The organism is Facklamia languida CCUG 37842, from assembly GCF_000245795.1.
Classification (GTDB): Bacteria; Bacillota; Bacilli; order Lactobacillales; family Aerococcaceae; genus Facklamia; species Facklamia languida.
On the sequence record NZ_JH601133.1, the window covers coordinates 1,506,452 to 1,532,627 of the forward strand.

Here is a 26,176-nt window from a genome sequence, read left to right on the forward strand (position 1 = left end):
ATGTAAAGCTAGCTTAACATTATAAGGAGATGGTTTGATGTGAAGAATAGACTGGAGGAAATCAGAAAGCAGCAGAATATTACGCAAGAGGAATTAGCTTCCATTCTTGAAGTGTCACGGCAGACAATCGGGTCGCTAGAAAATGGGAGGTACAATCCTTCGATCCTTTTAGCCTTCAAAATTGCCAGGTATTTTAATTTAAGGATTGAGGATATTTTTATCGATGAGGAGGAGTAACATGAAAGACAATAAAATTTGGTATTTAGGTTATGTGGTTGCACTCGCGAGTTTGATTGCCTTGTTTTTTGTAAAGAAAAATGAGGTTATGATGATTATTCTGACGGCTGTTTTTGCGGTTAGTCTATCGGTTACGAATGTGAAGATTCTCCATCATAAGATGTTGGCCAAGGATCAAAACTATCGAATTAGTCACAATGATGAGCGAAATGAAAAGATTCGCGACAAGGTCAATGCCAGTATGTCCGCTATTTTAATTCTCCTAATGGGGGCTGTCGCGATCGTGTGTATCGCGACCAAGGCTTATCTTCCAGCCATATTGTTAGCGGTTGGTCTGGCGGCTTATCCGGCGATTAGCTATTTTGTGAATCGTTATTATGAACATAAATATTAAGCGGTCACTGATCGATATTTACTTAACTTTGAGTCTTTCAAACGTGCTTCAAAGGAGCCTGCCCACTTTTCATCACTAGGCCTGGGGCCTTGGTGATTCTGCAGGGCATAAGTGGCTTGTGGCAAATCGATCAATGGCTGGGGACCATCCTTCAAAGGGGCCGAGTGGCAGAAGTTTGGGCAAGCTTGTGTTGGAGGGTGGTTCCCTTTAATCATGTTTTAGAGTCACCTTCTTAATGGCTTACCATGGTATTCATGCTGAAATGCTATTGGTTTGTCGCTGATTTTTGCTTGATCTAATCATGAGGCATTCATAATTCATGGAAATAGACAAATAGACCTTGTTATTTGTGAATGTATCTTGTATACTTATGAGCGGTGCTAAAAGCATCAATTCACACAATAATAGATATCCGTCAGGGTGCTTTCTCACGGGAGTCTGGGGGATAGAGGATATTATTGGAGGAAATAAAAACCAAAAGGAGAATATATATGGCAGTTATTTCAATGAAACAATTGTTAGAAGCTGGTGTCCACTTTGGTCACCAAACACGTCGTTGGAACCCTAAGATGAAACGCTACATTTTCACTGAACGGAATGGTATCTACATCATTGACTTGCAAAAGACAGTGAAATTAGTCGATGAAGCCTACAATGTGATCCGTGATACGGTTGCAGACGGTGGCGTGGTCCTCTTTGTCGGAACTAAGAAGCAAGCGCAACAAGCGATTGAAGAGCAGGCAGAGCGTTGCGGTCAATACTATATCAACCATCGTTGGTTAGGTGGCCTTTTAACGAACTGGGAAACAATCCAAGGACGTATCCGTCGTTTGAAATCCCTAGAACAAATGGAAGTGGACGGAACATTTGATGTTCTTCCTAAGAAAGAAGTCGTTGAATTACGTAAAGAGTGGGACCGTCTTGAGAAATTCTTAGGTGGTATCAAAGATATGCCAAGAATTCCAGATGTGATCTTCATCGTAGACCCACGTAAAGAACGGATTGCGGTCCAAGAAGCACGTAAATTAAATATCCCAATCGTCGCAATGGTTGATACAAACTGTGACCCAGATGAGATTGATTATGTCATTCCAGCGAATGATGATGCGATTCGTGCCATCAAGTTGATTACTCAAGCAATGGCAGAAGCAGTGATCGAAAGCAATCAGGGACAAATCGACGTTGATGCGGAAGTTTCTGAAAAAGACGACAAAGAATTCTTCGATAACCTTTTCGATAACAAGGAAGAAAAAGAAGAAGCTGAAGCAGATTCAGCAGACGAAGAATAATTCTATTTATAATGATACGCAAGCTGTCTTAAGTTGCTCTGGCATGTTTAAGACAGCTTTTTTAGAAAAGTGGTTCTTTTTTTACTTTTGCTAGTTGGACAATTTTGATATACTAGGGAAGGTAATCAACCAAAGCAAGACATTCCAAGGAGGATTTATACAATGGCAAATATTAGTGCAAAGCAAGTTAAAGAATTAAGAGATATGACCGGTGTTGGGATGATGGATGCTAAGAAAGCCTTAGTTGAAGTGGATGGCGATATCGAAAAAGCGGTTGACATCCTACGTGAAAAAGGTCTCGCTAAGGCTGCTAAGAAGGCTGACCGGATTGCAGCTGAAGGATTAACAGCAAGCTATATCGATGGCAATGTAGCCGCATTGGTTGAAATTAACTCTGAGACAGACTTTGTGGCTAAGAATGATAAATTTGTTAACTTAGTCAATGGAATTGCTGAAGCAGTCGCTAAAGCACAACCTAAGACGATGGAAGAAGCCTTGGCTGTTGAGTTTGATGGCAAAACAATCGACAATGCTGTGATCGAAGCTACCCAAGTAATCGGTGAGAAGATTTCATTCCGTCGCTTCGCTTTATTGAACAAGACAGATGCCGATGTCTTTGGTGAATATGCTCACCAAGGCGGACGGATTGGTGTCGTGACGATTATTGCGGATTCAGATAACCAAGAAGTGGCGCGCGATGTGGCAATGCACGTTGCAGCGATCAATCCTAAATATTTGAAGCGTGAAGATGTTGCAGCTGAAGAAGTTGAACGTGAAGAAGCCGTTCAAAGAGAATTAACCCTTAACGAAGGCAAACCTGAACACATCGTTGACAAGATTGTGTCAGGCCGGATGGATAAGTTCTATGGTGAAATCTGCTTGAATGAACAAGCATTCGTTAAAGATGGTGACCAAAAGGTAGCGGACTATGTAAAATCAGCCGGTGGACACATTACCGATTATGTTCGCTTCGAAGTAGGAGAAGGTTTAGAGAAACGTTCCGATAACTTTGCAGATGAAGTTGCAGCTCAAATGAAATAATCGCATTGAACAACTAGCTGCCCCAGTTTTGGCTGGGGCTTTTTTTAAAAGCGAAATGGAAGGAAGGGTATGAGATGGCTCAAGCAAAGTATAATCGCATTGTCCTGAAATTAAGTGGGGAAGCCTTGGCTGGAAGTAAGGGCTTTGGGATTGATCCCCAGACGGTTAAGTTGATCACACAGGAAGTCAAGGAAGTCTATGAATTAGGTACTGAGATTGCCATTGTTGTCGGTGGTGGCAATATCTGGCGCGGCTCAATTGGAGCTGAGATGGGAATGGAAAGGGCCCAAGCCGACTATATGGGCATGTTGGCGACGGTTATGAATGCCTTAGCTCTACAAGATGCCCTCGAGAATTTAGATGTCCCTTCACGGGTTCAAACCTCGATTGAAATGCGGGCAGTGGCTGAACCCTATATTCGCCGCAAGGCCATCCGTCACCTTCAAAAGCAACGAGTTGTGATCTTCGCAGGTGGAACGGGAAACCCTTATTTCACTACGGACACGACGGCAGCCTTAAGGGCAGCAGAGATCGAGGCGGATGTGATCCTTATGGCCAAGAATAATGTCGATGGGGTCTATAGTGCTGATCCGAAGTTAGATGAATCAGCCGTCAAGTATGACAACCTGACCCACTTAGATGTGATTGCCAAAGGACTCAAGGTGATGGATTCAACCGCTTCATCACTCAGCATGGATAATAACATTCCTTTAGTGGTCTTTAACCTGAGCGAACCTGGGAATATTAAACGGGTCGTTCTGGGTGAAAATATTGGAACAACAGTCGATAATCAACCCTCTTAATCACCAATTACACGCTAGCAAGCTTTATGCTATAATAAAGAAAATGTTACCAGGAGGAAGAATATGGCGGCAGACAATGTGTTAAAAGATACGAAGGGCCGGATGCAGAAATCAATCGAGGCCTTTCAAAGAGAATTGGGAACAATCCGAGCAGGGGTCGCTAATGCGAGTATCCTTGACCGGGTGTCGGTTGAATACTATGGAGCGGAAACGCCCCTCAACCAACTGGCTTCAATTACGATTCCTGAACCAAGAATGCTGATGATCTCACCTTATGATAAGAGCTCCTTACAAAATATTGAAAAAGGTATCTTGATGAGTGATGTGGGCATCACCCCCACCAATGATGGGGAAGTCATTCGCTTGGTCATTCCAGCCCTCACCAAAGAGCGACGGGAAGATCTGGTTAAGGTTGTGGGCAAGGAGCAAGAGAATGCTAAGATTGCGATCCGTAATATCCGTCGCGATGCGATTGATTCTGTTAAGAAGTTAGAAAAAGCTAAAGAAATTACAGAAGATGACGTTAAGCGCTATGAGAAGGATATTCAACAATTAACCGATGATTCAACCAAGGAAATTGACCGTCTCACCAGTCTGAAAGAAGAAGAAATTCGCACGAACTAAGCGTATTTTACGTTTCCTGCCCTTGAAACTGATTGGGGCAGGAGTTTTTTGCTTTAAAAGATTTTTGCTTGTCCCTCATTTCTGCTATAATTAAAGGGATATCGAGAATTAAAGGAGTAGACTATGCAAGACACAAGGACCGATCGACCTCACCATGTCGCCATTATTATGGACGGAAATGGCCGCTGGGCTAAGAAACGGCACATGCCCCGGGTCTTTGGCCATAAGAAAGGGGTCGAAACCCTCAAGAAAATCACCATCCGCGCCCATGAGTTAGGCATTAAAGTCTTAACGGTCTATGCCTTTTCGACTGAGAACTGGTCGCGACCTGAAGAGGAAGTCAACTTTCTCATGAAGTTACCTAAGGAATTCTTTGATTCCTTCTTACCCGAATTAATAAAGCATAATGTACGCGTGATAACTATTGGCAACCCCAGCCGTCTACCTCAAGAGACTCAGGCCTTGATGCAAGAGGGCTTAGACCGAACGGCAGCTAATACAGGCATGATCTTAAATATTGCCCTGAATTATGGGGGCCGGCAAGAATTGGTTCATGCCAGCCAAGCAATTGCTCAACAAGTCCTTGAAGGTCAACTAGACCCATCAGCCATTGATGAGGACCTCTTGTCCCAGTATTTGATGACCCATCCTTTAGGGGATTACCAAGACCCCGACTTGATGATTCGCACGAGTGGGGAGTTACGACTAAGTAATTTCTTGTTGTGGCAGTTGGCTTACAGTGAGTTTTATTTTACCGATGTTCTTTGGCCGGACTTCACACCGGCAGAATTTGACCAGGCAATTGAGGCCTATCAGAAGCGTCAGCGACGCTATGGAAAAGTCTAATAAAGAAGGGAGGATCGTCATGAGACAACGGATTTTGACTGCCGCTTTGGCTTTAGCTGTCTTTGTCCCTTTCATGATTAAGGGAGGCGCTTGGTTTGCTTGGCTGATTTTTATTTTAGGAGCCATTGGCTTGTATGAGTTGGCAAGAATGAAGCAAGTGCCTTATCTGAGCGAGGTAGGCATTGTATCGACCATTGCCATTATGTCGATCATCTTGCCTGAGCGCTATTTTGACCAGATTTTACCGATGATGAACCCTGTGGGCTTGTTCTTTATTTGTGGCATGGTCTTGCTGGTGTTGACTGTTTATCGCTATGACCGGTTTAACTTCGTCGATGCAGCCACCTTGATCTTTGGGGTCTTGTATATCGGAGTCGGTATGCGGTTCTTAATTGAGATTCGTGACCTGGGGCTTGAGAATATTTTTTACCTGTTTATCGTGATTTGGTCGACCGACTCAGGGGCCTATCTGGTTGGCAAACGATATGGTCATTATCAACTGGCCGGTCATATCAGTCCTAAGAAGACGATTGAAGGAGCCCTGGGCGGGATTGTGACGGCCTTAATTACGACGAGTCTCTATGCGACCTTTGTTAACCTCGATATTCGCTATGGACATTCGCTGGCTGTTTTGACCGTCTTAATATCCTTAGCGGGTCAACTGGGGGACCTGGTGGAATCGGCCTTTAAGCGGTACTTCCAAGTCAAAGATTCCGGGAATCTCCTGCCGGGACATGGTGGCGTTCTCGACCGCTTTGATTCATCGATTTTTGCGAGTATTTTATTTATGGTATGGCAGGGTATTACGAATTTTAATTAGAGGAATGGAGCAAGTGGATGTTAAAGACAATCGTAATCTTTTTAATTATCTTTTCGATCATTGTGGTATTTCATGAATTAGGCCATCTTTATTGGGCCAAGAAGGCTGGGATTTTGGTGCGCGAATTTTCCCTTGGGATGGGACCAAAGTTGTTTGCTAAGCAGGCTCAAGATGGCACGACTTATACCATCCGAATGTTGCCGATGGGGGGCTATGTCCGCCTGGCCGGTTTAGGTGAAGAAGAGCAGATTCAACCTGGTCAATCGCTGGGGCTTTTATTGGATGACCAGGACCAGGTTGTCCGGATTAATTTGAGCAATAAGTCCTACGACCTGGCGGAATTACCCGTCCGAGTGGACCAGGTCGACCTGGTGGATGAGATGACCCTGACCGCTTATGAGGCCAATCAAGAAGATCCGAAGACTTTTAAGGTTTCCCGTCAGGCAGAAATTATCGAGGAAGATGGGACGATCTTGAAGGTTGCCCCCATTGAGACCCGATATGAGTCGGTCTCTGTTTGGCGCAAGATGCTGACCAACTTTGGTGGCCCCTTGAATAACTTTATCCTTTCAATTGTGGCCTTTGCGATCGTTGGCTTCATGTTACCTGGTGTGCCAACCTATTCGAATCAAATTGACGTCCTAGAAGACACACCCGCTGCCCAAGCCGGCCTTGAGCAGGGCGACCGAATCCTGGCGGTGAATGGCCAGGAGGTCAAGGATTGGAACCAATTGATTGCCGCCTTAGAAGCGGTCGACCAAGACCAGACGGATTTGACCATTGACAGGCAGGGTCAAACCTTAACCAAGCAAGTTGCCTTCAAGGAAATCGAAGAAGGTCAGCGTCAAATCGGTATTACCATGCAACGGTCAACGGCTATCATGGATCGCTTGCTCTTTGGATTTATCGCCACTTGGAATGTCATCACCATGGTCTTGTCTGTTTTGGCTTCGATCTTTACCCGAGGCTTTGATTTGAATCTCTTTGGGGGGCCGGTTGCCATGGCTCAAGCAACATCGACCGTGGCAAATCAAGGGTTAATGAATATTATTTGGTTCATGGCTTCCTTGTCTGCCAACTTAGGGATTGTCAACCTGATTCCAATTCCAGCCCTGGATGGGGGAAAGATTGTCTTGAACCTGATTGAACTTGTTCGGGGCAAGCCCTTGAGTCAGGAGAAGGAAGGGATCATTACCCTCGTAGGGGTCGTCCTCCTCTTGATCTTAATGGTCGCCGTCACCTGGAATGACATTATGCGTGCCTTTACTTAGAAAGAAGCGACCTCCGATTTAAGCGGAGGCTTTTCTTTAGCTTTTGACAAAATGAAAGGAGAACCCATGAGTCGAGAAAGAGAATTATTTGAAATCCTCTTAAATCAATTGGCCATTGAGGATCCAGCGATTTTGGAGGTTCTAGGTGAGGCAGCGATTGACAAGGTGGAGGTCTTTCCCGGGCGGCGTCAGTGGCACTTTCATATTCGGTTGCCCCAGCGTGTCCATCCGGATGTCTATGAACTGCTAATCCGGACAGCCAATACAGCCTTTCAAGCGATTTGCCAAGTGGAGATCTGGTGGCACCATGACCAGGTCCTCCCACTGGAAGACCGGGTCGTTCGTGACTTCTGGACCCTCATTCAAGACCTTGTGAGTGCTGATCGGCCTTTCCTCAAGGCCTGCCTTTCCAACTGCCAGTTGGCCTATGACCAGGACCAGCAGATCTTACAGATTGGCCTGGCCAGTCCCCAACAGGTTGCTTCATTTGAAGGTCAATACCATGACCAATTCATGATGATGTTGCGACAATTGGACTTGGATGGTATCCAACTTCACTATCAAGTCGACCAGGCACTTGCCCAACAAGAACATCTCGAAACCCGCCAGCGCTTGGAGGCCTTAGACCAATTATCCATTGAAGATGCTCGTAAACAAGCCGATAAGAAGGTCGAAGTGGAGAAGTTGAACGAGGAGGATTTACTGATTGGTAAGGAAATTTCAAGTCAGGATATTTGCCCCCTAATTGACTTACCAGACCATCCCTTTAAGCAGGTGATTGAAGGCTATGTCTTCGATATTGACCAACGTGAATTACGCAATAAGGAATTGCTCTATCTGATTAAGTTGACAGATTACACTTCCTCAGTTGTTGTCAAGTTGATGTCCGGTCGTCGATACAAGCCAGACCAATTGACCCAATTTAAGCCAGGAGACTGGCTCAAGCTTGAAGGGGATTTGATACAAGACGATTATTCAGGGGAATTTGTCTTTAGACCCCAGTCTATCCGTAAGATCACTAAGGCCCAAAGGCAGGATGACTACCCAGGGGATAAGCGGGTGGAATTACACCTTCATTCCAATATGTCGCAAATGGATGCCACCAATTCGATCAGTGATTACATCAAGCAAGCCGCAAAATGGGGGCACAAGGCGATTGCCATTACCGACCATGCCGGGGTTCAAGCCTTTCCTGAAGCCTTCCATGCGGCCAAGGACCAAGGAATTAAGATGATCTATGGCGTGGAAGCCTATGTTGTCAATGATGGCGAGCCCGTTGCCTATCAGGTTCAGGATCTGGACTTGAGTGAGGCCACCTATGTCGTGTTTGACGTGGAGACGACAGGGCTGTCTTCTGTCTACGATAAAATTATTGAATTGGCAGCGGTTAAGATGCATAAGGGAAATGTCATCGACCGCTTTGAGGCCTTTATCAATCCAGGTCACCCCTTGTCGGCCTTTACCACCCAATTGACCGGTATTACGGATGCCATGCTGCAGGACGCACCAGCGGAAGAAACTGTCATCAAGGACTTCAAGCAGTTCTGCCAAGGCGCTATTCTAGTGGCCCATAATGCGACCTTTGATGTGGGCTTTATTGACCAGACCTATCAGCGCCATGGTTTATCAACCAATGACCGACCAGTCATTGATACCCTAGCCTTGTCGCGAACCGTTAATCCTCAGATGAAGGGGCACCGGTTAAATCAACTAACCCGCCACTACGGGGTTCAACTGGACCAGCACCACCGGGCCATCTATGATGCGGAAGCAACCGGTCATGTCTTGACCAAGCTATTGGACCAGGCAAGTGAACAATTTGGTATGGTTAATTTATTAGACCTCAACTCACAGATGGGCCAAAATGATGCCTACAAGCAAACCCGGCCCTTCCATGCCACCTTGATTGCCAAGAACCAAGCGGGACTCAAGGACCTTTTCAAGTTGGTTTCTGCTTCCAATGTTTCCTATTTCTACCGTGAGCCCCGGATCCCACGCTCACTCTTAAACCAACACCGGGACAACCTCTTGATTGGGACAGCTTGTTCAGAAGGTGAAGTCTTCACGGCCATGATGCAGAAGGGGTATGAAGAAGCGGAAAAGCTCATTGACCAATATGACTTCATTGAATTACAGGCTCCGTCTATTTATGATAGCTTGATTGAACAAGATCTGATCCGGTCGCGCGAGGACTTACATCATATCCTCAAAGAAATGATCCGCCTGGGTCAAGCCCATGACAAATTAGTGGTGGCGACGGGGAATGTGCATTATTTGGATCCTAAGGATGCCATCTACCGGGAGATTCTCTTGAAGTCCCTGAAGAAGAACGCTAACCGTCAGCTCTTCTTACCGCCACTGCACTTTAGAACCACCCAAGAGATGTTGGAGGAGTTTGCCTTCCTGGGAGAAGATTTGGCCTATCAGTTGGTTGTTGAGAATTCCAATAAGATTGCGGATGCCGTCCAAGACGATATTGAAGTGATCAAGTCCAAGCTCTATACGCCCAACATTGAGGGGTCTGACCAACAGATTCGTGATTTAGCCTATAACCGGGCTTATGAGTTATATGGTAATCCTTTACCGGAATTGATTGAGAAGCGGTTGGAGAAGGAATTAACCTCGATTATTAATAATGGTTTTGCGGTCATCTATCTGATTGCCCAGAAATTGGTCTTGAAGTCAAATGAGGATGGCTACCTGGTTGGGTCTCGGGGGTCCGTCGGTTCTTCCTTTGTTGCGACCATGACGGGAATTACTGAAGTCAACCCCTTGGCCCCCCATTATTATTGTGAAGCGTGTCATTATAACGAGTTCATCACAGATGGATCGGTCGGGTCAGGCTTCGACTTACCCGCCAAGGACTGCCCGAATTGTCACCACCCATTGAAACAGGATGGGCACGATATTCCTTTTGAGACCTTTTTGGGCTTCAAGGGGGATAAGGTACCGGATATTGACTTGAACTTCTCAGGTGAGTACCAGCCCCGGGCTCATGCTTATACCAAGGTGCTCTTCGGGGAAGACCATGTCTACCGGGCCGGAACGATCTCAACTGTTGCGGAGAAGACCGCTTTCGGTTATGTCAAAGGTTATCTGGAGAATGTTCAGAAGCAGTTACCGAAGGTGGAGAAAGAACGGTTGGCCAAGGGCATTGAAGGGGTCAAGCGGACCACTGGCCAGCATCCTGGCGGAATCATTGTTATCCCAGACTACATGGATGTCTTTGACTTCTCACCTATTCAGTACCCTGCGGATTCCTTGGAAGCCGAGTGGCAAACCACCCACTTTGACTTCCACGCCATTCACGATAACATTCTCAAGCTGGACATTCTTGGCCACGATGACCCGACCATGATCCGGTTCTTACAGGATATTTCAGGGATTGACCCCAAGGAGATTCCAATGAATGATCCAGAAGTGATGGCCCTCTTCTCAGGAACAGATTCCTTGAATGTCACCAGCAGTCAGATCTTTTCAGAGACTGGCACCCTAGGGGTTCCCGAATTTGGGACGAATTTTGTTAGGGGGATGTTACAGGATACCCATCCTTCGACCTTTGCTGAATTGCTGCAGATCTCTGGACTTTCCCATGGGACAGATGTCTGGTTGGGCAATGCGGAAACCCTAATTGCTAAGAACATTGTGCCTTTGGCCAAGGTGATTGGCTGTCGGGATGATATTATGGTTACCTTGATGCAATATGGCTTAGAGAGCTCCTTGGCCTTCAAGATTATGGAATTTGTCCGCAAGGGACGAGGTATTCCCGATGATTGGCAGGCTGAGATGCGCGCCCACCAGGTGCCAGAATGGTATATTGATTCTTGCTTGAAGATTAAATACATGTTCCCCAAGGCCCATGCGGCGGCTTATATCATGATGGCCCTGCGTGTCGCTTATTTCAAGGTGCACTATCCGAAATTCTATTATGCAGCCTATTTCTCTGTCCGAGCAGAAGACTTTGATATTGTCGCGATGCATCAGGGTAAGGAAATGGTTAAGGCCCGCTTGCGGGAGATTATGGCCAAGGGAATGGAAGCATCCGTCAAGGAGAACAGCTTGCGAACCGTATTGGAATTAGCCAATGAAATGTTAGAACGCGGCTATACCTTCCAGATGATCGACTTAGAAAAGTCTGATGCCACTGACTTTATTGTTGAAGGGGATAGTCTGATTCCACCATTTAGAACCATTCCAGGACTCGGGGCAGGAGCGGCCAAACAGATCATTAAGGCTAGGTCCCAAGCTCCCTTCTTATCCAAGGAAGACCTACAAAAACGCGGCAAGGTCTCCCGAACCGTGATCGATTATCTGGATGAGCAGGGCGTCTTGAATGGTCTGCCTGATGAAGACCAATTGTCCCTCTTCTAAAAGGGCTAAGCGACAAGCAAAATGTCCTAAGATCGTATATTTGTCTGCGACAAAGTAGTAATAACGTTTCAAAAGCCGGTCGTAGCGAATGGATAAAATCACTGGAGACCGCCCTCCAAAGCCAAGCTTTTCCGGGCTAGGCCCACTAGGCATTGCCTAAACGGTAAACCGTAAGGCAATGCACGCTACGTGGGCCTTCTTCTTGCCAGTGATTTATCATTCGCTACTGCCTGCTTTTTTTCCATTCTTCACAAGATGACTACTTAAACTTATGCTGTCCCTCATTAATCCTTCACCTTAAAAAAATTGAGTCTTGTTATTAATCAAAGTCCCCAATTTTTTAAAAATGGTATAAACTCTAAGCTATTATTCTAAATTAAAGCTGCAATAAAGATTAAAAGGTGACGATCTGCTTCTTATCATTTAAATCGTTATAATGCTCTGTATTTTTATTGACTTAAAAAGCGGTCTTGATGAGGAGGGGTGAAAGATAGACTTCATGAAGTTTATTCACTCAACTTCATTAAAAAAATGCTTGACTATGATTCATATAACTTACTTATTCAGTGGCCTATTTAGTCGATCTCATTCCTTTACCTGAAATAAATAGATTTCTTCATTTTGGGCAATACTTAATTAAGATTGATTCTAATAGGTTAACTAATATATAAAGTTACCTTTATTTTTATGGTTTACACAATGATCAATAATAAAAGGAAGGCAGGAGACAATGCTTAATCAAAGGAAAGAGGACGATCCGCGTAGCGTGCAATGCCTTACGGTTTACCGTCTAGGCATTGCCTAGCGGATCGATCCCGGAAAAGCTTAGCTTTGGAGGGCGATCCCCTTTAATTAAGCATTGGAACTGCCTGCTTTTATTTATGATCGGTTTACCGTCTAGGCATTGCCTAGCGGATCGAGCCTGGAAAAGCATCGATTTGGAGGGCGGTCTCCTTTAATTAAGCATTGGAACTGTCTTCTTTTATAATCTCATCTAGAATCATTAGCATCTGAGTTATACGATGATCAATTGTCACGCTGGTAAAACTTGTCCTAGCTAAGAATTTATGCTATGATGAATCTATCAAACGTCCATGAAGGAGTGAGCGGGAACGCTCGCTCCTTTCGTATTCATTCAGCAGAAAAGTCTTAAAGGGGTGATTCAATGAGTGTCATTATCGATACGGTTCAACCTTATATTGAAGAGGTCGTGCAAGACCTTCAATGTGAGTTGGTCGATTTGGAATATGTTAAAGAAGGTAAGAATTGGTTTTTGCGCGTCTATATTGATCAAGAAGGTGGCATTGACCTTGACCAATGTGTCCTGGCTTCAGAACAGATCTCACAAGTCTTAGATGGGATTCAGCCTGATCCCTTTCCGCAAGCTTATTACTTAGAAGTCTCATCACCAGGCGCAGAGCGGCCCTTGAAGACAGCCGCACAGATTGAGGCGGCCATCGGCCAATATGTTCACTTTGACTATTATGCGCCGCAGCATGGTCAAAAACACCATGAGGGTGTCTTACTAGATGTTGAAGATGAAGTATATCGCATCGAAGTACAAGTCAAGACCCGCAAGCAGGAACTCGCCATTGACAAGTCTGCTGTGAGTCATGCGCGTTTAGCGGTCAAGTTTTAGTAGGGAGGAAGATAGAGTGAGTAAAGAATTAATGGCTGCCATGCAGTTACTTGAAGAAGAAAAAGGAATTAAGCCTGAAGTAATTAAGGAAGCCTTGGAATCAGCGCTAACCCTGGCGTATAAGAAGAATTATGACCAAGCCCAAAATGTGGAAGTGGTATTCGATGAGAAGACAGGTGAGATCAAGGTCTACTCTGTTAAAGAGGTCGTAGAGGTCAACTATGATTCCACCTTGGAAATCTCGCTAGAGGAAGCTTTAAAGATTAACCGTGCCTACGAAATTGGGGATACCATCAAGTTTGAAGTGACCCCTAAGGACTTTGGTCGGATTGCGACGCAAACTGCTAAGCATGTGGTGATGCAACGCATACGTGAGGCTGAGCGCGATATCATTTATGAAGAGTACATCGATTATGAAGATGAGATTCTAACTGGGACCGTTGAACGAACGGACCAACGCAATGTCTATGTCAATATTGGGCGTGTAGAAGCCATCCTACCAGCGAGTGAGCAGATTCCGACTGAAGAGTTTGAGATAGAAGAGCGGATTAAGGTCTATGTTGCCAAGGTTGAACGGACCAGCAAGGGGCCTCAGATTGTGATCAGTCGGGCCCATCCTGATTTCTTACGCCGTCTCTTCGAACAAGAAGTACCCGAGATCTATGATGGCATTGTTGAGATTAAATCGATTGCTCGGGAAGCAGGGGACCGTTCTAAGGTGGCTGTTTATTCCCACGAAGCGAACATTGACCCCGTTGGAACCTGTGTCGGCCCTAGAGGATCAAGAGTTCAATCAATTGTCAGTGAATTAAATGGAGAAAACATGGATATTGTGGAATGGAATGAAGATCCTGCTGTCTTTATCCGCAATGCCATGAATCCTGCAGAGGTCATCGAGGTCGCTTTCAATGAAGATGACCATACCTGTATTGTCGTGGTGCCAGATTCGCAACTTTCGCTAGCAATCGGTAAGCGTGGGCAAAATGCGCGACTAGCGGCACGGTTAACGGGCTATAAGATCGACATTAAGTCTGAAACAAATTACGCGGACTATCTGGCAGAGCAAGCGGACCTGCAAGCGACTCAAGCGGACCTTGATGGTGAAGCGGCACTTGATTCAATGGACCCAGAAGAACCGGTTCAAATGGGGGATGCGGTTGAAGACCTGCCCGATTCCGCTGATGAATCCCTAATCGCAGCAGACGACTTGGTGAATGAATCAGTTGACGAGGCCGAAGCTCTAGCGGACTTACGCCTTCAGCAAGACCAGAATGAACAGGTCCTTGACCCAGAAGAAGTGGAAGACCAGATCAGTGAAGTAGAGGAATCGACAGAGACAGACTATGAGACCCTAGTTGACCAGGTTCAAGCTTCAGAGGAATCAGAAGACCACCTTGATAGCGAATAAAGGGGGATGGAAGATGAAGACTAAGAAGACACGCAAGATACCCATGCGTAAGTGTGTGGTGTCGGGAGAATCCTATCCTAAGAAAGACTTGGTCCGGATTGTTAAGACCCCTGAAGGTCAGATTGAATTGGACCCCTCAGGACGTAAAAATGGACGGGGAGCTTATATTGCTCTTGATCCAGACCTGGCTCTCAAGGCAAAAAAAGCCAAGACCTTCAACCGAGTCTTTGAAATGGAGATTCCGGATGAATTCTATGAGACCTTATATGCCTATGTGGACCACCAGAAGGCCCGGCAAGAATTACTATGATGACCAAGCAGAAGCAGTTAAATTTACTAGGCTTAGCCCAAAGGGCTTCTAAATTGCTTTCAGGAGATGAACGAGTGGAGAAGGCGGTCAAGCACCGTCAAGTCCACCTAGTGGTAGTGGCCAGTGATACGAGTTCCAAGACCCAGGACCGCTATCAAGTCCTTGCTCAAAAGGCGGGCATCCCTGTTTGTAACCAGTTAACCAGTCATGAAATCAGCCAAGCCCTGGGAAAATCGCGAAGGATCTGTGGGATCACGGATTCCGGCATGGCTAAGACATTCTTATCCTATGGGACAGGAGTTAAGACAATGAAAGAGTAAGAGAAGAGAATTAAGGAAGGTGATTATATGGCAGCAATTCGTATCTATGAATTAGCCAAGCAGAACCAGTTGACATCCAAGGAACTATTGAAGGTTGCCGCCGATCATGGGATGGACTTTAATAGCCATATGTCTTCAGTAAATGAGGACCAACAAAAGGTATTGATCCAAGCCATTCAAAAACCCGCTAAAAAAGACCAGGCTAAACCTGCCAAAAAGGCAGAGAGCAAACCAGCTAGCCCTAAAAAAAATCAGGATCATTCTAAAAAGCAGGCTTCAGCTAAGGATCAGACCACTGACAAGAAAAAGGCCAACAAACCAGGTCATCCTAAGCATAAGAAGACGCAAGCGGATGATCAGGAAGAAGCCTCTGTTAATAAGAAGGGGCAAGCGAAGAAGCATCCACGTAAGGAAGGGCAAGCGAAGTTTAAAAACAACCAAGAGGATGAGTCAGAAGACCAAGGATCCAAGCGGACTCGGGGTAACCGTCGCAACCGGCGGAACCGCCATCAGGCTAAGAATAAGCCAGCTCCATCTAAAGGGATCACCGCGCGGAAGCATAAGGATTTACCCGAATCCTTCCATTACAGTGAGGGCATGAACATTCAAGATATTGCCAAAGCCTTTCACCGTGATGCCAGCGAGATTATCAAGAAGTTATTTATGCAGGGGATGATGGTTAACCAAAACCAGGCCCTATCTAAAGATACAATTGAATTGATTTGCTTGGAATATGGGGTGGAGCCTGTTGAGAAGGTGGTTGTCGAAGCATCTGACCTCGACCATTACTTCCAAGAAGCAGACCAAGAAGACCACCAAGTGATCCGTCCGCCTGTCGTGACCATTATGGGCCACGTTGACCACGGTAAGACCAGTCTTTTGGACTCCTTTAGAGAGTCAAGAATCACCGAAGGAGAAGCCGGCGGTATTACCCAACATATCGGAGCTTATCAGGTTGAACTCAACGGTAAAACAATTACCTTCCTTGATACTCCAGGGCACGCTGCCTTCACAACCATGCGGGCACGTGGTGCTGATGTAACGGATATTACCATTATTGTTGTGGCGGCCGATGATGGGGTGATGCCACAAACGGTTGAGGCTATCAATCATGCCAAGGCAGCCGATGTACCGATTATTGTGGCGATTAATAAGATTGACAAGCCAGAAGCCAACCCAGACCGGGTCATGAACGAATTATCAGAACATGGCATCATCTCAGAAGCCTGGGGTGGCGAGCATATCTTTGTGAATATCTCGGCTAAATTCGGAACCAATCTTGATGAACTCTTAGAGATGATCCTCTTGGTTGCTGAAGTACAAGAATTAAAAGCCAACCCAGACCGACTAGCCTTAGGATCGGTGATCGAAGCCCGTTTAGATAAGGCAACCGGGGCAACAGCGACTCTCTTAGTTCAACAAGGTACCCTACGTGTGGGAGATCCGATTGTAGTGGGGAATACTTACGGTCGGGTACGGACTATGGTCAATGACAAGGGCCGTCGTGTCCGGTCAGCTGGACCTTCGACACCGGTTGAGATTACAGGCTTGAATGGGGCACCTCAAGCAGGTGACCAGTTTGTGGTCTTCGAAGATGAGAAGTCTGCTCGTCATGCCGGGGAAGAAAGAGCCCGAAAAGCCCAAGAACATCAAAGAGATCTTAAGAAGAAGGTAACCTTAGATAATCTCTTCGAAACCTTGCAAGAAGGGGAATTACGTTCTGTTAATGTGATCTTAAAAGCAGACGTCCAAGGATCGGTCGAAGCACTTGCTGCTTCCCTTTATAAGATTGATGTCGAAGGGGTCAAGGTCAATATTGTCCACCAGGCGGTCGGGGCTATTAATGAATCCGATATTACCCTGGCGAATGCCTCTTCAGCGATTGTTGTCGGCTTTAATGTTCGGCCAACCCCACAAGCACGGGCCCAAGCGGAAGCGGAAGAAGTGGATATTCGCCTTCACAACATTATCTATAACGTGATTGATGAAATCGAAACCGCTATGAAGGGTATGCTTGATCCTGAATATGTGGAAGAAATTACAGGTCAAGTGGTGGTGCGTGAGACCTATAATGTCTCTAAATTAGGGACCATCGCAGGTTCTTATGTCCTAGAAGGATTCATTGAGCGTTCAAGTAAGGTTCGTTTAATCCGGGACAATATTGTGATCTTTGAAGGGGAATTAGCTTCGCTCAAGCGGTTCAAGGATGATGCCAAGGAAGTTTCCAAGGGCTTAGAATGTGGCTTGATGATTGAAGGCTATAATGATATCAAGGTCGATGACATCATCGAACCTTATCGCATGGTTGAAGTAAAACGCTAATAAAGGAGGCAGATCATGGCAAACTACCGTTTAGGCCGAGTGCGTCAAGAGATCCTTAAAGAAGTCAACGATATCCTTTATCACCAGATCAAAGACCCTCGGGTTGAAGGCGTGACGATTACTGATGTGGAGCTAACTGGTGATTTACAGCATGCCACCATCTTCTATTCGACCCTGACCAACCTGGCAGGCCAAAGGCAAAAGACAGAAGCTGGCTTGAAGGCAGCTTCCGGTAAGATTCGTTCCGAACTCGCCAAAAGGATTAGTCTTTACAAGGTGCCTGAGGTGGTCTTTGAACGTGACCAATCGATTGATTATGGTCAGCATATTGATGACCTCTTAGACCAAATTAAATCAGAAGAAAAAGACCAAAAGGATTAAAAGGCAAGCTATCCGTCAATATGACAGGTCTCGATGCTTATGATAGGGGACCAACCTTCAAAGCTTTCGCTTTTCCAGGCTAGGCCCCTAGGAAAACATGATACAAAAACTAAAATAAATTAAAAGGTAAGCAATCCGTCAATATGACAGGTCTCGATGCTTATCATAGGGGACCGCCCTCCAAAGCTTTCACTTTTCCGGGCTCGATCCACTAGGCAATGCCTAAGCGGTAAACCGCAAGGCATTGCACGCTACGTGGATCGTCCTCCCTCCTATGATTAAGCATTGAGCCCTGTCTTTTATTGACGGATTTTATTTTTTAAAGGCTTTCAAATTTAATTCAGTTTCCAAAATAAAAACTGATTTAATAGGCTATTGCCAATAAACAAGATGTATATTTTAAAAGAAAGTTAAGCCTGCAGAAATCATTCAACTTGCCTCGAATACTAAAATTTGAAGAAAGTATGTAGTTAACCATACCAAAAATATAGAATTAAAAATAAAGTCAGCATTCATTTTATCGGTTTTCGAGGGTATATGTTGAAGTTCAATTTTTGATATAGCCTATAATCTTATATAAGTTTGCGTTTTTATTATTGACAATCAAAGCTAAATTTATGAAGAAATAATCCCAGACTCAATCTTTTAGAAGATGCTATTAGGGATAGAATAAAAGGGAGGTCGTGTGATTTTTCCATTGACTCCGTCTGATTTTTTATTTCATTCCTATCTAAAAGTGGTGGAGGATGATTGATTTTAATGAGCATTCTTTGATTTTAAGGTTAAGATAGTTATCAAAATTGTTTTATATCGATTGGATAAAATCCAGTCTTTTTACTAGAATCTGTTTTTTCTAACTGGATTAACCTTAAAATTGTCAAATAAATAAAGACTTATAATCCGTCAATAAAAGGCAGGTTCCATTGCTTAATCATAGGAAGGAGGACGATCCACGCAGCTTGCAATGCCTTACGGTTTACCGTCTAGGCATTGCCTAGTGGATCGAGCCTGGAAAAGCGACAGCTTTGGAAGGCGGTCCCCTATGATTAAGGAGTGGGACCTGCCTTATTGACAGTTATCCTATCTTTCCATCCTGTAACTACCAAAAACAAAGAGCAATCTTGATAGTTGGCGCTATCAAGGATTTTAGCTATAATGAGCATTGAGTATTGATGGAGGGATAAGATGTATCATGGAATCGTGCCAATTTGGAAGGAAGAGGGAATGACCAGCCACGATGTGGTTTTCCAAATGCGAAAAATTTTAAAAATGAAAAAAATTGGCCACACAGGGACTTTGGATCCAGGGGTGGCAGGGGTGCTGCTTGTTTGCTTGGGTCAAGCCACCCGGTTGGTCGAGTTCTTGATGGACGGGGATAAAATCTACCAGGGTCAAATCTGTCTGGGTCAGGCAAGGGATACGGAAGACCGGTTTGGCCAAGTGATTGAAGAGGTTCGATTGGACCAACCGGTTCCCATGGACCAGATTGACCAAGCCATGGCACGTCTTGAAGGGGAACAGATTCAAATCCCCCCCTATTATTCTGCCGTCAAGGTCAAGGGCAAGCGCCTCTATGAATATGCCAGAGCTGGAATTGAAGTGGAAAGACCCCAACGTCAGGTCCGGATTGACCAGTTTGAACGGACCAGTGACCCGGTCTTTGTAGCGGATAAGGGCCTACAATACTGGGACTTTTATGTGGTCTGCGGTAAGGGGACCTATGTCCGGACCCTGGCAGTCGATTGCGGTCAAGCCTTAGGTTATCCGGCCCATATGTCCCAATTGACCCGCCTCGCTACAGGAGGTTTCAACCAGGACCAAGCTGTGACCCTGGACCAATTACGGCAATTAGCGGCGGACCAGGCTTTGGACCAAGCAATCTATCCCATCGAAAGGGCAGTCCAGGATTTCCACCGGATTGATCTTATAGGGGACCAGGTGAAGTCTGTGGTACACGGTGCTGTTGTCGACCAGGATTTTTTCCAAGCCCCCATTCATTCCGCCACCTGTCTCTTTGACCAAGGTCGCTTGTTAGCGATCTATGGTCCCCATCCGTCAAAAGAGGGTAAGTTAAAACCCCTCAAAATGTTTCCTAGAGAAGAGGCCTAACCATGCAAGTGATTCAGCTTAATTATCCTTATGATCCCAAGCAAATTATCCAAGAGCCCATTGTCTTGGCCTTGGGTTTCTTTGATGGTGTCCATCGCGGACACCAGGAGGTGATTGGCCAGGCCCGGCAGATTGCCGACCAAGAAGGGCTGCCTCTGGCCGTTTTGACCTTCACCCACACGCCGAAAGTGGTTTATCAAACTATTCACCCCTATCATTATGGCTATTTGACTGATAACCGCCATAAGTTGAACCTCTTTGAAGGCTTGGGGGTAGACCTGGTCTACTTGAGTGAATTTACCTGGCAAATGGGGGCCCAATCGCCACAAGAATTTGTCGACCGTTATCTGGTAGGCCTGCATGCCCAACATGTAGTGGCTGGCTTTGACTATACCTATGGACCGGTTGACCAAGCCAACATGACCACCTTAAAAATTCACAGTCAGGGCCGGTTTGAAGTAACGGAAGTTCCCCCTCAGCTACTCAACCAAGAGAAGATTGGTGCACGAACGATAAAAGAAGACCTTAAAGCTGGTCAAATCGACCGCGTCAACCAGGCTTTAGGTTACCCCTACCAGACTTCAGGGATTGTCATGAATGGCTATAAGCGGGGGCGGACCATCGGTTATCCTACCGCAAATATTGCCACAGATCCCCACCAGATATTACCGGGGGTTGGTGTCTATGTGGTGGAGATTCTTGTTCAAGGTGTCTGGTACCAGGGCATGGCCTCGGTTGGTTATAATGTCACCTTTCAAGAGCCCAATGAATTGACTTGTGAGGTCTATATCTTGGACTTTAACCAGATGATCTACGGTGAACGGGTGGAGGTCAAGTGGCACCATTACTTACGGGGTGAAATCAAGTTTGACCAGGTGGCCGATTTAGTCAGTCAATTAGACCAAGACTTAGTGGATACGCGCGCTTATTTCGATAATTAGCACTCTTATAATTAGAGTGCTAATTTTTTACTGTTTTTTTGGTTTTTTGCTTGACATTGTCTGACAAACCGCTTATGATAGAGACAGTTAGCACTCAGATAGTTTAAGTGCTAATTGTGGGAGGTGAACGAAATACGTGTTAACACCACGACAACATCAGATTCTCGATTTGATTGTCCAACTCTATTCCAATCTCGAATCTCCGATTGGGTCCAAGACCTTACTCAAGGAGTCGCTATTGGATGTCAGTCCAGCAACCATCCGTAATGAAATGGTGGTTTTAGAGAAGAACGGCTTCTTAATTAAGGCCCATTCTTCCTCTGGAAGGATTCCTTCTTATGAAGGGTATCGCTATTATGTGAACCGGTTGATTGATCATGATGAAAGAGACCTATCTGACCGCTATGAAGCGGATCTTGAAGCGGTGCAAGAACTATTTCGGAATCGCCCAGATCATACTTTTAAGACGGCTAAGATGGTCGCTGACTTAATGGTATCCTTAACAGGTTTTACGAGTTTAGTTTTTGGTCAAAGTATGGAAGACCATTATGTGGCAAATTTCAAACTAGTCCAACTGAGCGATTATCAGTTGATGGCGATCCTAATGACAGACCAAGGCCATGTCGAGAGCCAGATCTTTCAATTCCATTATGGCCTATCGGCCCAACAAGTGGAGGACCTGGTCGAGCTCTTAAATGACGAATTGCTAGATTTGCCTTTAGAAGATGCTTACCAACGTTTGAAATTAACCATTCCACTACTGATCCAAAGACAAATTGGCCGACTCTTAGATTTCTCCGCCTTGGTGGAAAAGACCATTCAACAGGTCAAGGGCCACCAATACTTAATTCGGGGTAAGAATAATTTGTTTGATTTCTTCGATTCGCAAAATACAGTTCCTGAATTTAAGGAATTCTTTAATCTGATCGAGGGATCCAAAGAATTGTTCGATATTCTAGAAGCAAGACAGGATGGGATTGAGGTGCTCTTTGGCCAGGATTTTGCACCGAAAAGTATGCAAAACCTAGCCCTAATCACCGCCAGCTTTACCCTCGATGCCCAGAGGATGACCTTGTGTCTCTTAGGGCCGTCGACGATGCGGTTCTCCCGCATTATTCCTATGATGGAGTTAATCATCGGCAAATTTAATGAATAAAAATTAGGATAAAGGAGGTCATTAAGTGGCAGAAGAAAACCAGTCACTTGATCAAGAGCTAACCGATCAAGCAGAAGAAGTAAAAGCAGTCACTGACGAAGAAGTTATCCAAAAAGAGAATATACAAGATTCAACACCAGAAGAGATCGACCAGGAAGTTCTTCAAGAAGAAGAGGGCACCGGTCATGATCAAGCAGAAGAAATTGACCAATTAAAAGCACAAATTGACCAGCTTGAAGACCAGACCTTACGTTTACAAGCGGAAATGGCTAATATTCAGCGGTCCAACAGCCGTGACCGACAAGAAGCAGCGAAATACCGTTCACAGCCTTTAGCCAAGGGATTAGTGGAAGCCTTGGATAATATGGAGCGAGCCTTGGCCATTGAAGCCAAGACTGAAGAAGGCCAAGCCATCCATAAGGGGGTTGAAATGGTCTATGACCAGATCTTAAAAGCCTTTAAAGAAGAACAGATCGAACAGATTGATCCGATCGATCAAGCCTTCGATCCCAATTTCCACCAGGCAGTGACGACTCAACCGGCTGAAGAAGGCCAAGACGTTGACCAAGTGGTCGCGGTCCTACAAAAAGGTTACGTCCTCAACGACCGGGTTATCCGTCCGGCAATGGTCATCGTTTCAGCTTAAAGCGGAAGTATTAAATGAAGTAATTGAAAGTTTAAACGACAAATAAAAAATAAAGGAGACATGTCATATGGCAAAAATTATCGGAATTGACTTAGGAACAACGAACTCAGCAGTAGCCGTCCTTGAAGGGGGCGAAGCTAAGATTATTCCAAATGCAGAAGGGAACCGTACGACACCCTCTGTTGTTTCATTCAAGAATGGTGAAATTCAAGTCGGGGAAGTTGCTAAGCGTCAAGCGGTAACCAACCCTGATACGGTCTCATCGATTAAACGTCATATCGGTGAAACAGGCTATAAGGTTGATTTAGCTGGCAAGTCCTATACCGCTCAAGAAATCTCAGCGATGATTTTACAACACCTTAAATCTTATGCGGAAGATTACCTAGGTGATAAGGTTGAAAAGGCAGTTATTACCGTTCCTGCTTACTTTAATGATGCCCAACGTCAAGCAACCAAGGACGCTGGAAAGATTGCTGGTTTGGAAGTTGAACGGATTGTCAACGAACCAACGGCTGCAGCTTTAGCTTATGGTTTGGACAAGACAGATGCGGAAGAGAAAGTCTTAGTCTTTGACCTTGGGGGCGGAACCTTTGACGTTTCCATCCTTGAATTAGGAGACGGGGTCTTCGACGTACTCGCAACTTCTGGCGATAACAAGCTGGGTGGGGATGACTTTGATAACAAGATTATCGACTACCTAGTGGAAGAATTTAAGAAAGAACATTCAATCGACTTATCTAAGGACAAGATGGCCCTTCAACGTTTGAAGGATGCGAGTGAGAAGGCTAAGAAGGATCTATCTGGTGTTTCTTCGACTCAGATTTCCTTACCATTTATCACGGCTTCACAAGATGGACCTCTTCATATGGAAACCAGCTTAACCCGTGCTAAATTCGACGAGTTAACCCATGACCTAGTAGAACGGACTAAAGGTCCTGTTCGTCAAGCCTTGAAGGATGCTGGCTTGGATAAATCTGACATTGATGAAGTGATTCTTGTAGGGGGATCTACTCGGATTCCAGCGGTCCAAGAAGCCGTTAAGAAAGAAACCGGCAAAGAACCAAATAAATCAGTGAACCCTGACGAAGTGGTAGCAATGGGTGCTTCCATCCAAGGTGGCGTTATTTCAGGTGATGTTAAGGATATCGTCCTCCTAGACGTTACACCATTATCACTCGGTATCGAAACCATGGGTGGAGTCTTCACCAAGTTGATCGACCGGAATACGACCATCCCAACTTCTAAGTCACAAGTCTTCTCAACTGCTGCAGACAACCAACCAGCCGTTGATGTCCATGTTCTTCAAGGGGAACGTGAAATGGCAGCCGATAACAAGACTCTGGGACGCTTCCAATTAACCGATATCCCAGCTGCTCCAAGAGGGGTGCCACAAATCGAAGTGACCTTTGATATTGACAAGAACGGTATTGTGAACGTATCAGCTAAGGACTTAGGTACGCAAAAAGAACAAACCATTACGATTAAGTCTTCATCTGGCTTATCTGATGAGGAAATCGACCGCATGGTCAAAGATGCTGAAGCGAATGCAGAGTCTGACAAGAAGCGCCGTGAAGAAGCAGACCTTCGTAATGAAGTTGACCAAATGATCTTTACAACTAATAAGACTTTGGAAGAATTAAAAGACAATAATAATATCTCACAAGAGGAAATCCAAAAGGCTGAAGCGGCTCGTGATGAATTGAAAGAGGCTGTTGAAGCGAATGATCTTGAAGCCATGAAGACCAAGCGTGATGCCTTGAATGAAGTGGTGCAGAATCTATCCATTAAGTTGTATGAGCAAGCGGCGCAACAAGCTCAAGCTCAACAAGGTGAACAAGCAGCTGAAGGACAAGCAGCTGAAGATGCAGGTGACGACAATGTCGTCGATGCAGACTTTGAAGAGGTAGATGAGTAGACCGATTCGTGGGATAAACTTGAGGATTGATGGGGCTGGGAGGATCTCCCAGCCTCTATCTTTCAAGTGATACACGTTCATTTCGATGCATTAAAGGAGGTTGGAAATGGCAGACAAACGAGATTATTATGAGGTCCTTGGTGTTTCACGCGACGCCACGGATGCAGAGATCAAGAAAGCCTACCGTAAGTTATCCAAGAAGTATCACCCCGATATTAACCAAGAAGCGGGGGCTGAAGACAAGTTTAAAGAAGTATCCGAAGCTTATGAAATTCTAAGTGATGCGCAAAAGCGGGCAGCCTATGACCAATACGGCCATGCGGCGACTGATCCGAATTTTGGCCAAGGCTTTGGCGGCGGCTTCGGTGGCTTTGGCGGTGGCGCTGGATTTGGCTTTGAGGATATTTTTGATTCCTTCTTTGGCGGATCGACAGCAGGTCGTAGGGCTAATGCACCGCGCAAGGGGAATGACCTACAATACCGGGTGAAATTGACCTTTGAAGAGGCAATTTTTGGTAAGGAAACCACCATCCGTTACCAGCGTAATGAAGAATGCCATACCTGTCACGGGACAGGCGCTAAGGCGGGAACGGATCCGGTGACTTGTCATAAGTGTCACGGTAGTGGGACCATTAATGTGGAGCGTAATTCACCCTTTGGCCGTGTGATGACGCAAACGACTTGTGATGTCTGTGGCGGGACAGGTAAAGAAATCAAGGAAAAATGTGAAACCTGTGCTGGTTCTGGGATTGAATCAACCAGTCACACTGTTAAGGTAACGGTCCCAGCAGGTGTGGAGGATGGCAACCAAATCCGCTTGGCCGGTCAAGGTGAAGCTGGATCCAATGGAGGCCCTTATGGGGATCTTTATGTTGTCTTCAAGGTCAGCCCGAGCAAGGAGTTTAAGCGCAATGGGTCTGAGATCTACTATCAACTCCCCATTACCTTCTCTCAAGCTGCCTTGGGCGACGAAGTGCAAGTTCCAACTGTGCATGGCAAGGTCAAGTTAAAGGTACCTGCCGGCACGCAAACTGGTACCACCTTCCGCTTACGCGGTAAGGGAGCGCCAGATGTCCATACAGGCCATATGGGGGACCAACAAGTCGTTGTGACCGTTGTGACGCCAAGCAAGTTGACTGACAAGCAAAAGGACCTCTTTAAGCAACTAGCCAAGGAAACGGGAGCTACGGTTAAAGAACAAGAAGCCGGCTTCTTTGATAAGATGCGTGACATCTTTAATGATAAATAAGGCTCAAAAGCCGCATCCTAAGGATACCTTAATAAGCGTGTCAAACGGCAACCAGGACTCGAGTCTTGGTTGCTGCTTTTTTTT

The 26,176-nt window shown here is 45.5% G+C and carries 22 protein-coding genes; all 22 read left to right on the forward strand.

Features of this window, described 5'->3' with window-relative positions; translation table 11 throughout:
• The first annotated feature begins 39 nt into the window (after positions 1 to 39).
• The 22 genes from HMPREF9708_RS06965 (at position 40) to dnaJ (ending at position 26,092) form a co-directional block, all read left to right on the forward strand.
• Positions 40 to 237, forward strand: coding sequence for a helix-turn-helix transcriptional regulator (locus HMPREF9708_RS06965; RefSeq protein ID WP_006309572.1), 198 nt, complete (start codon positions 40 to 42; stop codon positions 235 to 237).
• Position 238: 1 nt separating this feature from the next.
• Entirely contained in the window at positions 239 to 631 is a 393-nt protein-coding gene (locus HMPREF9708_RS06970) for a hypothetical protein (protein WP_006309573.1), read from the forward strand.
• 491 nt (positions 632 to 1,122) lie between these two features.
• Positions 1,123 to 1,920, forward strand: coding sequence for a 30S ribosomal protein S2 (gene rpsB / locus HMPREF9708_RS06980; RefSeq protein WP_006309575.1), 798 nt, complete (start codon positions 1,123 to 1,125; stop codon positions 1,918 to 1,920).
• A gap of 162 nt (positions 1,921 to 2,082) precedes the next feature.
• The gene (gene tsf, locus HMPREF9708_RS06985; RefSeq protein WP_006309576.1) at positions 2,083 to 2,961 is read left to right on the forward strand and encodes a translation elongation factor Ts; all 879 of its coding nucleotides are present in this window, start codon (positions 2,083 to 2,085) and stop codon (positions 2,959 to 2,961) included.
• 74 nt (positions 2,962 to 3,035) lie between these two features.
• Positions 3,036 to 3,764 (forward strand): UMP kinase, encoded by a 729-nt coding sequence (gene pyrH, locus HMPREF9708_RS06990; RefSeq protein WP_006309577.1) that lies wholly within the window; start codon positions 3,036 to 3,038, stop codon positions 3,762 to 3,764.
• 63 nt (positions 3,765 to 3,827) lie between these two features.
• Positions 3,828 to 4,388, forward strand: coding sequence for a ribosome recycling factor (gene frr, locus HMPREF9708_RS06995; protein WP_006309578.1), 561 nt, complete (start codon positions 3,828 to 3,830; stop codon positions 4,386 to 4,388).
• 123 nt (positions 4,389 to 4,511) lie between these two features.
• Positions 4,512 to 5,234: an isoprenyl transferase gene (locus tag HMPREF9708_RS07000; RefSeq protein ID WP_006309579.1), complete on the forward strand. Its 723-nt coding sequence runs from the start codon at positions 4,512 to 4,514 to the stop codon at positions 5,232 to 5,234.
• Between the two features lie 19 nt (positions 5,235 to 5,253).
• Positions 5,254 to 6,054 carry a phosphatidate cytidylyltransferase gene (locus HMPREF9708_RS07005; protein WP_006309580.1) on the forward strand — a complete coding sequence of 267 codons (801 nt, stop codon included), beginning with the start codon at positions 5,254 to 5,256 and terminating at the stop codon, positions 6,052 to 6,054.
• Between the two features lie 17 nt (positions 6,055 to 6,071).
• Positions 6,072 to 7,325 carry an RIP metalloprotease RseP gene (gene rseP, locus HMPREF9708_RS07010; protein WP_006309581.1) on the forward strand — a complete coding sequence of 418 codons (1,254 nt, stop codon included), beginning with the start codon at positions 6,072 to 6,074 and terminating at the stop codon, positions 7,323 to 7,325.
• Between the two features lie 66 nt (positions 7,326 to 7,391).
• Positions 7,392 to 11,696 carry a PolC-type DNA polymerase III gene (locus HMPREF9708_RS07015; protein WP_006309582.1) on the forward strand — a complete coding sequence of 1,435 codons (4,305 nt, stop codon included), beginning with the start codon at positions 7,392 to 7,394 and terminating at the stop codon, positions 11,694 to 11,696.
• Between the two features lie 1,165 nt (positions 11,697 to 12,861).
• The gene (gene rimP, locus HMPREF9708_RS07020; RefSeq protein WP_006309584.1) at positions 12,862 to 13,335 is read left to right on the forward strand and encodes a ribosome maturation factor RimP; all 474 of its coding nucleotides are present in this window, start codon (positions 12,862 to 12,864) and stop codon (positions 13,333 to 13,335) included.
• Between the two features lie 16 nt (positions 13,336 to 13,351).
• Positions 13,352 to 14,743: a transcription termination factor NusA gene (gene nusA / locus HMPREF9708_RS07025; RefSeq protein WP_006309585.1), complete on the forward strand. Its 1,392-nt coding sequence runs from the start codon at positions 13,352 to 13,354 to the stop codon at positions 14,741 to 14,743.
• Positions 14,744 to 14,756: 13 nt separating this feature from the next.
• Positions 14,757 to 15,053 carry an RNase P modulator RnpM gene (gene rnpM, locus HMPREF9708_RS07030; RefSeq protein ID WP_006309586.1) on the forward strand — a complete coding sequence of 99 codons (297 nt, stop codon included), beginning with the start codon at positions 14,757 to 14,759 and terminating at the stop codon, positions 15,051 to 15,053.
• Positions 15,053 to 15,373, forward strand: coding sequence for a L7Ae/L30e/S12e/Gadd45 family ribosomal protein (locus tag HMPREF9708_RS07035; protein WP_232215554.1), 321 nt, complete (start codon positions 15,053 to 15,055; stop codon positions 15,371 to 15,373). The genes rnpM and HMPREF9708_RS07035 overlap by 1 nt, the downstream gene beginning before the upstream one ends.
• Before the next feature lie 27 nt (positions 15,374 to 15,400).
• Entirely contained in the window at positions 15,401 to 17,695 is a 2,295-nt protein-coding gene (infB, locus tag HMPREF9708_RS07040) for a translation initiation factor IF-2 (RefSeq protein WP_006309588.1), read from the forward strand.
• Positions 17,696 to 17,710: 15 nt separating this feature from the next.
• Complete coding sequence (rbfA, locus tag HMPREF9708_RS07045) at positions 17,711 to 18,076, forward strand: 30S ribosome-binding factor RbfA (protein ID WP_006309589.1); 366 nt, start codon at positions 17,711 to 17,713, stop codon at positions 18,074 to 18,076.
• Between the two features lie 1,185 nt (positions 18,077 to 19,261).
• Complete coding sequence (gene truB / locus HMPREF9708_RS07050; protein WP_006309590.1) at positions 19,262 to 20,185, forward strand: tRNA pseudouridine(55) synthase TruB; 924 nt, start codon at positions 19,262 to 19,264, stop codon at positions 20,183 to 20,185.
• Between the two features lie 2 nt (positions 20,186 to 20,187).
• Positions 20,188 to 21,126: a riboflavin biosynthesis protein RibF gene (gene ribF / locus HMPREF9708_RS07055; protein WP_006309591.1), complete on the forward strand. Its 939-nt coding sequence runs from the start codon at positions 20,188 to 20,190 to the stop codon at positions 21,124 to 21,126.
• 136 nt (positions 21,127 to 21,262) lie between these two features.
• Positions 21,263 to 22,282: a heat-inducible transcriptional repressor HrcA gene (gene hrcA, locus HMPREF9708_RS07060; RefSeq protein ID WP_006309592.1), complete on the forward strand. Its 1,020-nt coding sequence runs from the start codon at positions 21,263 to 21,265 to the stop codon at positions 22,280 to 22,282.
• 25 nt (positions 22,283 to 22,307) lie between these two features.
• Entirely contained in the window at positions 22,308 to 22,928 is a 621-nt protein-coding gene (gene grpE / locus HMPREF9708_RS07065; RefSeq protein WP_006309593.1) for a nucleotide exchange factor GrpE, read from the forward strand.
• A 67-nt stretch (positions 22,929 to 22,995) separates the two neighbouring features.
• Complete coding sequence (gene dnaK, locus HMPREF9708_RS07070) at positions 22,996 to 24,843, forward strand: molecular chaperone DnaK (RefSeq protein WP_006309594.1); 1,848 nt, start codon at positions 22,996 to 22,998, stop codon at positions 24,841 to 24,843.
• Between the two features lie 106 nt (positions 24,844 to 24,949).
• Positions 24,950 to 26,092: a molecular chaperone DnaJ gene (dnaJ, locus tag HMPREF9708_RS07075; protein ID WP_006309595.1), complete on the forward strand. Its 1,143-nt coding sequence runs from the start codon at positions 24,950 to 24,952 to the stop codon at positions 26,090 to 26,092.
• Positions 26,093 to 26,176: the final 84 nt, after the last annotated feature.

What these genes read in the sequence shown, in the direction of transcription:
- ribF (WP_006309591.1), top strand. Translation starts at nt 20,188, where the DNA reads ATGCAAGTGATTCAGCTTAATTATCCTTATGATCCCAAGCAAATTATC.
- rpsB (WP_006309575.1), top strand. Translation starts at nt 1,123, where the DNA reads ATGGCAGTTATTTCAATGAAACAATTGTTAGAAGCTGGTGTCCACTTT.
- rimP (WP_006309584.1), top strand. Translation starts at nt 12,862, where the DNA reads ATGAGTGTCATTATCGATACGGTTCAACCTTATATTGAAGAGGTCGTG.
- dnaJ (WP_006309595.1), top strand. Translation starts at nt 24,950, where the DNA reads ATGGCAGACAAACGAGATTATTATGAGGTCCTTGGTGTTTCACGCGAC.
- HMPREF9708_RS07035 (WP_232215554.1), top strand. Translation starts at nt 15,053, where the DNA reads ATGACCAAGCAGAAGCAGTTAAATTTACTAGGCTTAGCCCAAAGGGCT.
- HMPREF9708_RS07015 (WP_006309582.1), top strand. Translation starts at nt 7,392, where the DNA reads ATGAGTCGAGAAAGAGAATTATTTGAAATCCTCTTAAATCAATTGGCC.
- dnaK (WP_006309594.1), top strand. Translation starts at nt 22,996, where the DNA reads ATGGCAAAAATTATCGGAATTGACTTAGGAACAACGAACTCAGCAGTA.
- frr (WP_006309578.1), top strand. Translation starts at nt 3,828, where the DNA reads ATGGCGGCAGACAATGTGTTAAAAGATACGAAGGGCCGGATGCAGAAA.
- HMPREF9708_RS07000 (WP_006309579.1), top strand. Translation starts at nt 4,512, where the DNA reads ATGCAAGACACAAGGACCGATCGACCTCACCATGTCGCCATTATTATG.
- truB (WP_006309590.1), top strand. Translation starts at nt 19,262, where the DNA reads ATGTATCATGGAATCGTGCCAATTTGGAAGGAAGAGGGAATGACCAGC.
- rseP (WP_006309581.1), top strand. Translation starts at nt 6,072, where the DNA reads ATGTTAAAGACAATCGTAATCTTTTTAATTATCTTTTCGATCATTGTG.
- rnpM (WP_006309586.1), top strand. Translation starts at nt 14,757, where the DNA reads ATGAAGACTAAGAAGACACGCAAGATACCCATGCGTAAGTGTGTGGTG.
- pyrH (WP_006309577.1), top strand. Translation starts at nt 3,036, where the DNA reads ATGGCTCAAGCAAAGTATAATCGCATTGTCCTGAAATTAAGTGGGGAA.
- rbfA (WP_006309589.1), top strand. Translation starts at nt 17,711, where the DNA reads ATGGCAAACTACCGTTTAGGCCGAGTGCGTCAAGAGATCCTTAAAGAA.
- infB (WP_006309588.1), top strand. Translation starts at nt 15,401, where the DNA reads ATGGCAGCAATTCGTATCTATGAATTAGCCAAGCAGAACCAGTTGACA.
- HMPREF9708_RS07005 (WP_006309580.1), top strand. Translation starts at nt 5,254, where the DNA reads ATGAGACAACGGATTTTGACTGCCGCTTTGGCTTTAGCTGTCTTTGTC.
- HMPREF9708_RS06970 (WP_006309573.1), top strand. Translation starts at nt 239, where the DNA reads ATGAAAGACAATAAAATTTGGTATTTAGGTTATGTGGTTGCACTCGCG.
- tsf (WP_006309576.1), top strand. Translation starts at nt 2,083, where the DNA reads ATGGCAAATATTAGTGCAAAGCAAGTTAAAGAATTAAGAGATATGACC.